This window comes from Chitinophaga sancti (assembly GCF_034424315.1).
Classification (GTDB): domain Bacteria; phylum Bacteroidota; class Bacteroidia; order Chitinophagales; family Chitinophagaceae; genus Chitinophaga; species Chitinophaga sancti.
This window is the reverse complement of the sequence record NZ_CP139972.1, coordinates 7,464,756-7,476,404: the sequence shown is the minus strand read 5'-3', so window position 1 is coordinate 7,476,404 and position 11,649 is coordinate 7,464,756. Positions and strand designations below refer to the sequence as shown.

Here is an 11,649-nt window from a genome sequence, read left to right as displayed (position 1 = left end):
TTTATTATCAGGAACAATGACTACAAAGAACAGCTTCCTGGCTGCTTTGCTATTATTGGCAATGCCGGCTTTTGCTCAAAAAGAAAAAACTTCCTTCCAGATTGCAGAAAAATGGCGCCCGGAATATGACGTGCGGGCGGATGTTGCTATTATGTATGGCATGGATAGTACATTTCATACCCGTGCTCAATCGTGGAAAGAAAAGGGCTACACGATCCAGTTTATGACAGGGATTGCATGGGGTGAATACCAGGATTATTTCAGGGGGAACTTTGATGGTAAAACGCATTTTGATGAGGGGCAGAAAGATGTGAGCGGGAATATTATCTGGCACGGGCCGGAAGTACCGTACATCGTGCCGACGGAGACTTACATCAATTATATCAAATCGCATGTAAAGAAAGCGATTGATGAGGGCGTGACGGCTATTTACCTGGAGGAACCTGAGTTCTGGGCCTTTGGGGGTTATGAGGAACCATTTAAGAAAGCCTGGCAGGATTACTATGGGTTTGCATGGATGCCACAGGATGCTACGGCAGAAGCCACTTATTTGTCTTCGAAACTGAAGTACCAGTTATTCTTTAATGCACTGAAGGAGGTATTCCTGTATGTGAAAGACTATAGTAAGGGTAAGGTGCGTTGTTTTGTGCCTACGCATTCCTTATTGAACTATGCATCGTGGCATATAGTAAGTCCGGAAGCCAGCCTGGCACAGTTGCCGGGCATGGATGGCTATATTGCGCAGGTATGGACTGGTACATCGAGGGTGCCGAATTACTTCAATGGCGTACGTAAAGAAAGAGTGTTTGAGAATGCCTACCTGGAATATAATACCCTGTATAGCATGATCGCCCCTACGAAAAAGCAGGTATATTTTCTCACAGACCCGATTGAAGATGGCGTACGTTCCTGGGATGATTATAAGGTGAACTACCAGGCTACCTTTACTGCAAAATTGCTGTATCCGCAAGTGGATCAATACGAGGTGATGCCATGGCCGAACAGGATATACCTGGGTAAATTCAGGATGGCAGGTTCAGATGAAGCGCAACCTATTTCGCCGGCATATGCTACGCAGATGCAGGTGATGGTGAACTCACTGAATGATATGCCGCTTTCTGACAATAAAGTATCCGGTACAACTGGTATTGGTATCCTGCTGGGGAATAGTATCATGTTCCAGCGTTTTCCTACGCATAAGGGTTATGAGGATCCACAGTTATCGAACTGGTATGGCATGGTATTGCCCTTGCTGAAACGTGGTATTCCTGTGCAGACGATACATATGGAGAACTTAGGTTTTGCAGATGCACTGAAAGATATACGGGTATTGATCATGAGCTATGCAGATATGAAACCATTTGCGGCCGGTGTGCATGAGCAGCTGGCGGCATGGGTTCGTCGCGGAGGAGTATTGGTCTATGAAGGAAGAGATGATGATCCGTTCCAGGAAGTGCAGGAATGGTGGAATACGAAGGGCAATCATTATAAAGCGGCATCGGAAGACCTGTTTAAGCAACTGGGCATTACTGCCACTGAAGGTGTTGCACATCCTGTGGGCCGTGGCACCGTATATGTGGTACGTAAAGATCCTAAGGAACAGGTAATGGAAGCAGGACAGGATCAGGCTTTCGTGGATTTGATCAAAGCAGCTTATGTGCGTGGTGGTGGTAAAAACTGGAAGATGAAAAATAGCTTTTACCTGGAAAGAGGACCGTTTACCATCGCAGCTGTGATGGATGAAAATGCAGATACGACGGCTTTGACCATTAAGGAGCCGCTTATTGACCTGTTTGATCCGGCATTGCCTGTGTTAGCTCAAAAAGTAATAAAGCCCGGGGAACAAGCTTATTTGTATGCTTTAAAAAGAAGACCGGTGGGTAAACCTGCGGTATTGTGTGCTGCAGCAAGGGTAACTGCTATCAATCTTAGTGGCAGGAAGTTTTCCTTTACTGCTACAGGCCCATTATTGACGAATAATGTGATGCGGGTATCATTGCCGGCGCAACCGGTGAATGTAACATCCGGTATTGTACAGGTCTGGGATAATACTTCAAAAACATTGCTGTTGAAGTTCCCGAACAGCCCGGATGGGGTGAAGGTGGAAATTACTTATTAAAATAAAAGGGTCGGCTTTGCTAAGCCGGCCCTTTTTGTTATTGATCAGAAAATATGTTACCTTCTGTAGATCAAAATATCCATTATTGTATGAAAAAGAACCATTCAAAAAAACTCCAGCTGGGCAAGCTCAAAATCTCCAGCTTAGCCACTGACAATCAAGCTAAAGGAAACAACAATGTAAAAGACGCAGCCAGTAATTCCAGTTGCGGTCACATCTGCCCCACAGTTTGTTCTATTAACTGTGTGTGACGCTTGAAAAGTTTGCGCCTTGTGAACGTAAGTTTACAAGGCGATTTATTAACCCTGCAGCCTGTTCAAACCGCTCTTCCCAATTACCACTGATAACTGTGTAGTTAACACCATATTTCTCCAGCACATTTCTGTGTGAAAGGTCCAGTTCATTTCTTGCTGCTTCATCCATACGGGTTCCATCCTGAACATAGGGTACATCATTGTCCAGGTACAAATAAAGATCTGCTTTATTGATGGTAAATATGTTTTCTTCCGGTTGTATCGTAAGTCCGAAAGCATATTCACCATAAGAGATGGTGATATGAATATCTGTATCTATGATCAGCAAAGGTGCATCAGTGGTCTGTATCTTGTGGGCATGTGCTGTAGCGATGGCATACAGATCATCCATACTGAAATCGTTGGAGTCTTCTACTATATCACGACCTGCTTCCATGACTGCTGCTGCGTGGAAGTACTTTGCCAGTTTGCCCGTGAGGGTTGTTTTACCGGTAGATTCTGTACCTAAGATTACGACCTTTTTTACCATCGTAGCTTGCACACTATCCGGCAGGTAAGGCCATGCCGCTGCCAGGTGATTCCTTACCATCGTAGCGGATACCGGAACGATCTTTCTTTCAGGATCAAAAGCGATATGATGAATTCCCATGTAGCCCGCCACCAGGTCACCATAAGGTTCTGAGGTTACCACGATACTATAACCGGGAAATAATTCTTTGAATACAGCTGCCCATACTTCAGATACACTGGCAGAGGAGACAGAGGTAGCAGGCAGGATATTCTCATCATAATGATAAGTCAGGATCTCTACCCGCTGTTCATGTTTGAAGGTTTCATCCAGCCACGATTTTCTCAATACTGCTGGCATGGTTTCTTTATCACTCACACAAATCAATACCGAGAGGAAATCACATTTCGTGAGGGCAAAATGGATCATTGCCTCATGGCCTTTGTGAAAAGGCATAAATTTTCCAAATACAAATGCTTTACGCATACCTCAATTTTTTATGCCACTGCCACAATCCCCAGGATGCAAGTCCTAAAAAAATGACATACTCTATTGATAAAAAATTAATTCCTTTTACCTGGTACAGTCCTACACTAATTACATCTACGACTATCCAGAAGATCCAGTTTTCCAGTTGCTTTTTTGCCAGCAATATTGTTGCCAGGATGCTGGCTACTGTAACAAAAGAATCTATATACGGATAAGCAGCCGGATGCGGGAAATATACAGGCAGCCACTGAGGCAGGTTTTTAATACAGGTACCTAATAGCAGCGTTCCGGCACCCAGGCTGAGGAGATACCATTTTTTGTGTCTCAATCTTGTAATCGGTACATCTGCCTTATTGCTCTTCCAGTGATACCATCCGAAAATGGTGACGACAAAGAAGAATACCTGCAAAAACATATCAGCATACAATTGTACCTGGTAGAATAAAATGGCCAATGCAATCTCGTTGATTATACCTGTGGGCCAGGTAAGCACATTGCCCCTGGAGGCATAATAAACAGAGATAAGACCGGACAGGGTACCCAACAGTTCTATATAACTGAGTGGGTATCCCATAATGGTACATACAATATGGTTGATGTCCAGGTAATTCATCAGAAGCTGTATTTAAAGGCAGCATACACATTGGTGGGTGCCTGTGCAAATAATTTACGGGTACCGTCTGCTTCTACATAACCATTGTTATAATACTTAGCCCCCGTAATGTTATTGACAAAGAAACTGAGTGTGCAACCCCTTAATGTATATTCAGCGCGTGCATTCACTAAAACGTAGCTCCCGATAGTATTGGTATTTGCAAAGTCCAGGTAAGAACGATCCTGGTATCTGCCGGATACTGCCAATCCTAATTGTTTATACTGGTACCCTACTTCCTGGTTGATGATAAACCGGGGCGTGAGGATAGGGCTGAAGGTGGTACTTTCTTCCCTGATACGGCTATGATTGAAAGAGCTGTTGTTGCTAAAGCGGAATGCATGGCACTGATAAGCAGCGTTCAGTTCAATACCGGTTCTGTAGCTGCTCTTAACATTGTCAGTTAGCAATAAACCATTCGGGCCGATCTTACCATTTAATACGATCTCATTGCTGAAGTTCATATAGTAGGCGTTCAACTGGAAATTGAATGCATGTTTATTGATCCTGATCCCCAGTTCCTGGTCCACAACTGATTCTGCTTGTTGATGGAATGTACTGTTAGCAGGCAGATCGTCATTACCGGCAAAGAGATCATTTCTTGTTGGTTCACGACCCGTGCGGCCAATACTGTAGTACAGGCTGGTAGAATGATTCACGGCGAAGTTCACCCCAGCTTTAGGGTTGAGGAACTGCCAGTGAATTTCGTTGAATGGTACGCTGCCTTTGTAATCGAAGGTGGTCATTCTGTATTGCAGGTCTGCATAAAGCGTGAAGCGGTTCAGGTAATATTCTATTTTACTGAATGCACTTAATTCGTTTTTATAACCTTTGTTGCGATATAGTTCTCCAACTACATTGTCAGTGCCTGCATGGCGACGGTTGTAAAGGTTTCCATGAATGCCGGTAGTCCATTTATAATGATCTTTGGACAATGTATAGTTGCTGAATAAACCGACAAAATGAGACTGGAAATTGTAGTTAAACAGGTAGCCTTCTGATGGCAGCCCCATATAGTTGTTACCATCGAAGCCATAACCACCTTTCAGGTAAGTGTAATATACACTGGAGCTGATAGCCGCGTGGGCAGTGGGCTGCCAGATATTTTGCAATTGAACCAGGCCCTGGAAGAAATGGTCTTTTTCATTGGGCAGGTTGCCATTGGTTCTCCTGTCTTTTGCTATGAGGGTATCGGCAACACCCAGCCAGGCCATGTCATTCTTTTGATGACCTGCCATGAGGTTGAGTTTCCAGGTGCTTTTATCATAGAACAGTCCACCGCTCATGAAAATGGATTGGGAGTTATTGGCAGCATGATATTTATAGCCATCTGTAGCTACCTGCGAAGCACGTACGTAGAAGGCTTTGTGATTTTTAATGCCGGTCTGGTATTCGCCAAAGAGGCGGTAGCTGTTGTACGCGCCGTAACCACCCCCGATAGTGGTTTTAGCAGAATCCTTTAAATCCGGAGAAAAGAGCTGTACACTACCTGCATAGCTGGCAGCACCATTCTTGGAGGTACCGACGCCACGCTGGAGCTGGATATTGCTGATAGAGTTGAGAATGTCAGGGTAGTTAGAGAAATAAGCACCCTGGTCTTCCGGCTCGTTCAGTGGCATACCATCAAGGGTCGTGTTGATACGGGTTTGATCCATACCGCGCATCCTGTAATAAGAGTAGCCCTGGTAGGAGCCGGCATCAGAATATACGGTGATGGAAGGAGTTTCTGAGAGTAAGAATGCAGGTTCCTGACCGGTGTTTTTCTGGTCTATTACTTTCATGTTCAGGTTCTGGTAGGTGACAGGCGTAATGGTATTAGCCTTATAGATGACTACCTCATCCAGTTTCTTTTGGGTAATTGTATCCTTATCCTGGGCGTTGGCAAACAAAGTCCATAACAATACTGATACAGTAGCAAGTAGATGTCGTTTCATATATTATATTGTCCTCTAAATTATTATTAATGGGTTATCACATGACTAGATCATAGGCATAGAATAATGTAATTATTACACAAATATAGGAATTGGTTTTAAATAACAAAAAAAATGCTTCTGTTTATAACAGAAGCATTTTTCGTTGAGCGAGGCCAGCGGCCGGCAATAAATTGATAATCCTTATTTTATGTTTAACAAGAACTTGTGCATATCATCGCCCGGCTTTACGCCTATTTTCTTCAATTTAGTTAGGTAGTAGCTTTTTACATCCTCCCATTTGTAGTAGGGATAATTAGTAGTTTTTACAGGCAGGGCAACTTCTCTTTCATTCAGTAATACCTTTACTAAATATTTTTTCCCATTACCATAAATAATCCACTGAATATTCGCACTCAAAGGAATGATATTCGCTGCTTTCCAGTGCTTATCAAAATCATAAATACTGGCGGATGGTACACTTGCTTCAGGAATACCCATCAGGGTGGCTAATGGAGAAATGGCTTCTGCATGGGAGAACCTTAATACGGCATCCTTTCGCAACCTGCCCCTGGTAAGCGCATCTGTCGTAGTAACAAGATCTAATAATAAAGGCGCTGCAATTCTTGATTGAATTCCTAATGGATCCAATCCTGCACCTTTCTCCAGGAAATCGGCAGCACTGTTAATTTTATCCAGCCATTGCAGGTCTTCTTTTGTAAAGGCTTTGCCAAAATCAAAATATACTTTCGCCTGCTGCATTTCTATGACGAGCGAAAACTGGATACTGTAAAGATCATACAACCATGCGGCTACTGCTGCCTGGTCTTTTTCAGCCAGGGTTTCGGTAAATAACCTTTTACTGATACGTGATGCAATCTCTTTGCTACGGGGATCTTGCTGTAAGGAGTCCACTCTTGCTGCAATTACTTTTCCATCTTTATATGCTTCATACGCGGGAGAAAGATCATAGAACCGCAGCACATTTTCATTGGTGTCCTGCACCATCATAAATTCTTGCTTCCCTTTGTAATCTGCAAATGCTTTCAGGAAACCATCTGCGCTCTGCCTTGTTCTTTTCTTATGCGTCACTTCTATTGTTACACCGCGGCCTTTGAATGCGGTTGCTTCTCTTTTGCGAAGGCGCTCTCCTATTGCATGCTGCTCTGCATCGCCCAGTAAACTGATATTTTCGTAATTGTCTTTTTCTATTTGCAGGAAGGCTTCGGTCATCACTTTGACACTATCACCCAGTGGCGTTAGTTGCGACTTGTTGAATAATGCCAACAGCTTTACATCACTCCCTGCCTTGGTCATAAATCGTGCACCATGTCTGCCGGTATAGTTTACATATGCGGCGGTGTACCCTTTGGGCAGCGGTGTATATTCCCCCTGTTTAAACGGATATGGTGTTTTCGTTCCTGTATAACTCTGCCCTACGGCAGTCACACTCAATAATAAAAAGAATACGATCTTAAACATGCTCATTATTTAGACGCTAAACTTGTAGTATAATGATGGTTACCGGTTCCATCAGACTGATAAGCTCCCAGATCCACTCCTGGCTGGAGTATAGTTGCACCATATGTACCGCCTGTTGTTACTTTTGCCTGTGCCTTGAAACTATCTGCATCGCCCTTTCTCAGCCCTGGTGAACCCGGCAGTAAAATCCAGTTGTAAGCCTGCGCAGTGATAATGGTCAACGGCATCTTTGTTATATCCAGCGGAGGGGTCACTGTTGAGAAATCAAACTGATCAACATTGTATGAACCAAAAAGTGGGTTCTTATCTTTTACTGATGCACTGCGGATATCAGCACCAGCTGTTCTGGCTATTCCATCTGTTGCATTGAACTGCCTGATCATATAATCTGCATTCGCATAGTAGTACTGATTGTTATACGCGATATGTGTAGTATCTGCATCTGATGTAATTCTCAGGCCAAAGCGACAGTTTACGACAATGTTGTTATAGATCTTACCCTGCGCACCTTTTTCAAAGTTGATAGAACCACCACGACCTGATTTCACCTGGCGCATACCGCCATTCAGCATAGTATTATTATAAACATACACATTTGTTTGCACGGTTGCACCACCACTATTAGACGCTTTGAATGAATTGGTAGCTGCACCGATCGATACATTGTAAGCCACATCACCTACTGTACCTGCTTTCATGTTCAGCGACTCTCCACCTGCTTTGCCACATGCTTCAAAGGTATTGCGCATGAAGCTGATATTACCATGCAGGATACGGATACCGTCATCTGTACTACCATAGAACCATGAATCTTCCACGATTACATGACCATTGATATTCGTATAGCTGAGAAAGTTACGCGGGTCGCCGGAAGCAAATACCGCAGGGTCTGCAGCATCACCGGCAGGTCCACCTGCAAATTCCAGATGTGTCCATTTGATAATCACATCACCACTGGCTGCACCACACTGAATACCCCCCCAGAAACCAGCACCGATATTTGATGTGGTACGCAGGCTATCTTTTACTGTAATGAAGTTATTATTGTCCTCTGTACCCAGGCTAATGAATGTACCATTATTCGTGATCTGAGGGCTGGTAGCAGTTGTTTTACCATCACCCAGTGCGATCAGTTTAGTACCTTCCTGCATCAGCAGGGTATCGCCTGCATTGATCGTAATATCTGAGCGAAAATAATAGGTGTGTCCTGATTGTAAAGTTCCTTTTACAGCACCCGATAGGGTATCGGAAGTAATGGTCTGGCCTACAGTTACCGCAGCTGTAGATACCTTTACAGATTCTTCTTTATGACAGGCACTGAAAGCAAGTCCCAGTAAGCCTAACAGCATGATATTTTTAGTTTGCATGGTAGTCTGATTTTGTTGGTCTTATAATTTGAATTTTACACCCAGCAGGTAGTTCGCACCATAAGTATCTTTACGAACGAATGTATTCTTGCCCAATGTCTGGTGAGGCACACTGCCGGTGATACCGCTTGCAGTATATGGTTGCCTGATCTCCAGTTCGTACGGTGTATTCAGGATATTATTCACCTTCGCATACACCGCGAAGCGCCTGCAGAAGCTCTTTTCGACAGAGAAGTCCATTTGTGTAAAACCTTTCTGCCAGATATCATTGTCCAGGAACTGGGATACGGTATTGATTCTCCTGCTGGTATACCCCAGTGCCAGCTGTGCATTCAGCCCCAGTTTATTATCATCCTTGAATAAGAGGGAAATGTTTGCCACGTGTGCAGATTGCCCCTGCAGTGGTCTTGTCTGTTCCACCTGTTTCTGAGAAGTACCGGTGCCGGTACTGTAGTATAAAGTCTTAGCTGTAGTAATAGCAGAGTGCGTGTAAGTATAGTTTGCTCTTACACCAAACTTACGGAGGTATTTGGTTACATCCAGTTCGAAACCGTAGTTGCTGGCTTTACCAAAATTGTCTGGCATGTAGTATACATTGGTACCTACATTTTCCAGTGCATATTCAATCGGGTTATTTAATCTCTTATAGAAAATACCTGCCAGTAACTGGTCCAGTCCATGAGGATAATATTCATAACGGAGGTCAAAGTTATCAGCAGTGGTTCTCTTCAGGTTGGAATTACCTCTCTCCTGGTAATCAGCATCCGGGTCGCCACCTGTATGAGGAATCACTTCGTAGAAGTTTGGACGGCTGATAGCAGAATAATAAGATAAACGCAATGCCTGATGCTTGTCGATAGTGTACTTCAGTAAGGCAGATGGTAATACATCGTAGTAGTTAATGGAACCTGTTTTACCGGAAACGGTGTTAGGCACGGCACTTGTCCAGCTCAGGTCTGTGTGCTCATAACGTGCACCACCAGTCAGTTCCATTCTACGCCAGGTGATCTTTGCCATTGCATAGCCTGCACCTACATTTTCAGTAGCATCGTAGTTCAGGGCATTGGTAGCAGTACCTTCGCCATTGAATACGGTGAAGTTGTTGTTATTAATATTACCGTTGTAAGTCTGTGTGCTAGGATCGGTAGGGCGCAGCGTATATTCGTCATAGGTACTGGTTCTGGTCTTATTGCGGTACATACCACCTGCTGACCAGTCAACCTTTGCATCTGCGATATCGGTTTTATAAGTGAAGTTCAGGTAACCCGCTTTATCCTGATCTGAGTTGCGGGTAAATTCTCGGCTGGAAGTACCATCCAGGTAGAGTGGAGCTTGCACCAGGGCACCGGAAGTAGCATCTTTACTTACGCCGGTGGTGAGGCTCAGGGTAGCTTCGTCAGGTCTGTTGTCAGATGCCTTGCTGAATACTGCTGACCAATCCATGTGCAGACGTGGGGTGATCTCGTGGTTACCACTCAGGGTAGTATTGAAGATCTGCTGTACGTCGTGGTAAGTTCTGTAACTGTTGCTGATACGGCCCGTTCCTTCGCCGGTACGACCCAGGACCAGGTTGGTGTCAGACTTACTTCTGAATTCATTCTTAGCCAGGTTCATGTAGGCTACATATAATTTGACCTGGTTCCTGTCATCCAGTTTCAGATCAAATTTGGTATGCAGGCCACTACGTTGTTGCTGGATAGAATAATTCCTGGATTGGATGCTGGTCACTTTCGCATCGCCATTGTTCATGTCTGTTTCGGTATCGAAGAATACGGAATTTACGTTCCGGTAATTATTCTGATAGCTACCCGCTACGATGATACCGAGTTTATCTTTCCATACACGACCACCTGCAGACAGGTTGAAGAGGGTATTGACCGGGTTCTTTTTGGTATTATAAGTGAAGGCACTGTTGGGAAAATCCTTCATAGTAGCCTGATAAGCGGCAGTGTTGGTTGCCCGTGGAGAGCGATCCAGGCTTGTGCTGTGATTGAAGGTAGTGAAGTCCTGGTGTGCGAATTTATCTGCATAACCTACTGCTGCATTTGCACGGATGCTGAATTGATCAGGTGCATCTTTCATGACCATATTAATGGCACCACCTATCGCATCACCTTCCCTGTCTGGCGTGAGTGACTTGATCACTTCCAGCCTGTCCAGGAGGTCAGCAGGGAAGATATCGAGTGGTACGTAACGGTTTTTATTGTCAGGGCTGGGGATCTTGATACCATTTACCAGGGTGTAAATGTAGCGTTTGTCCATTCCCCTGATGATGGGGTACTGACCTTCACCATTGGTACTTCTTTCCAGGGAAACGCCGGAGATACGCTGAGAAACGTTGGCTACGGAGAGGTCGGGAGAGATTTCGATGGTTCTGGCAGCAAGGGAGTTCATGACTACGTTTGCTCTTCTGTCAGCCTGGATAGCGGAGGCAGCAGACGTTTTATCGTGCCTGCCGGAGATGTCTACGGCATGGAGGGAGCGTTCTTCTTTCTCCAGGATTACTTTCAGCGGTGTGCCTGCAGAGATAGAACCGGAGAAATGTTTATATCCTACATATTTTACATGTACAGGGTAAGTGCCTTCTGGCAGGTTTTTAAAAATGAAGGCGCCATTAAGGCCGGAAACTACAGATTGTTGTTTTCCCCTGGCTTCTATGGTGATGCTGGCTCCTGATAATGGGTCGCCGGAAACCTGGTCAATGACCTGACCAGTCAGATGGATCTTTTGAGAAAAGGCTGAAAGTGTTCCAACAATCAGCATCATGAAAAGGAAGAAGTGTCGCCTCATTGTAGCAGTTTTAAAAGCTGCTGCAAGTTGAAAAAAGGTGTGTTTGAAACCGAAAAAGCAGCGTGAACAAAATGT

The 11,649-nt window shown here is 44.4% G+C and carries 7 protein-coding genes; 1 reads left to right on the top strand and 6 read right to left on the bottom strand.

The features are described from left to right. Positions 1–16: 16 nt before the first annotated feature. Positions 17–2,119 carry a hypothetical protein gene (locus U0033_RS29465; RefSeq protein WP_072362070.1) on the top strand — a complete coding sequence of 701 codons (2,103 nt, stop codon included), beginning with the start codon at positions 17–19 and terminating at the stop codon, positions 2,117–2,119. Positions 2,120–2,356: 237 nt separating this feature from the next. Here U0033_RS29465 and U0033_RS29460 read toward each other — a convergent pair whose 3' ends face one another. From U0033_RS29460 to U0033_RS29435, 6 genes are all read right to left on the bottom strand, one after another. Continuing rightward, entirely contained in the window at positions 2,357–3,367 is a 1,011-nt protein-coding gene (locus tag U0033_RS29460; RefSeq protein WP_072362064.1) for an AAA family ATPase, read from the bottom strand. Further along, entirely contained in the window at positions 3,360–3,983 is a 624-nt protein-coding gene (gene pnuC / locus U0033_RS29455) for a nicotinamide riboside transporter PnuC (RefSeq protein WP_072362061.1), read from the bottom strand. The genes U0033_RS29460 and pnuC overlap by 8 nt, the downstream gene beginning before the upstream one ends. Next, positions 3,983–5,956 (bottom strand): TonB-dependent receptor, encoded by a 1,974-nt coding sequence (locus U0033_RS29450; protein WP_072362058.1) that lies wholly within the window; start codon positions 5,954–5,956, stop codon positions 3,983–3,985. The genes pnuC and U0033_RS29450 overlap by 1 nt, the downstream gene beginning before the upstream one ends. A gap of 183 nt (positions 5,957–6,139) precedes the next feature. Continuing rightward, the gene (locus U0033_RS29445; RefSeq protein WP_177318611.1) at positions 6,140–7,417 is read right to left on the bottom strand and encodes a histidine-type phosphatase; all 1,278 of its coding nucleotides are present in this window, start codon (positions 7,415–7,417) and stop codon (positions 6,140–6,142) included. Positions 7,418–7,422: 5 nt separating this feature from the next. Next, positions 7,423–8,784, bottom strand: coding sequence for a hypothetical protein (locus U0033_RS29440; protein WP_072362052.1), 1,362 nt, complete (start codon positions 8,782–8,784; stop codon positions 7,423–7,425). A 21-nt stretch (positions 8,785–8,805) separates the two neighbouring features. Further along, entirely contained in the window at positions 8,806–11,574 is a 2,769-nt protein-coding gene (locus U0033_RS29435; RefSeq protein ID WP_072362049.1) for a TonB-dependent receptor, read from the bottom strand. Between the last annotated feature and the right edge of the window lie 75 nt (positions 11,575–11,649).

What these genes read in the sequence shown, in the direction of transcription:
- pnuC (WP_072362061.1), bottom strand. Translation starts at nt 3,983, where the DNA reads ATGAATTACCTGGACATCAACCATATTGTATGTACCATTATGGGATAC.
- U0033_RS29465 (WP_072362070.1), top strand. Translation starts at nt 17, where the DNA reads ATGACTACAAAGAACAGCTTCCTGGCTGCTTTGCTATTATTGGCAATG.
- U0033_RS29445 (WP_177318611.1), bottom strand. Translation starts at nt 7,417, where the DNA reads ATGTTTAAGATCGTATTCTTTTTATTATTGAGTGTGACTGCCGTAGGG.
- U0033_RS29450 (WP_072362058.1), bottom strand. Translation starts at nt 5,956, where the DNA reads ATGAAACGACATCTACTTGCTACTGTATCAGTATTGTTATGGACTTTG.
- U0033_RS29435 (WP_072362049.1), bottom strand. Translation starts at nt 11,574, where the DNA reads ATGAGGCGACACTTCTTCCTTTTCATGATGCTGATTGTTGGAACACTT.
- U0033_RS29440 (WP_072362052.1), bottom strand. Translation starts at nt 8,784, where the DNA reads ATGCAAACTAAAAATATCATGCTGTTAGGCTTACTGGGACTTGCTTTC.
- U0033_RS29460 (WP_072362064.1), bottom strand. Translation starts at nt 3,367, where the DNA reads ATGCGTAAAGCATTTGTATTTGGAAAATTTATGCCTTTTCACAAAGGC.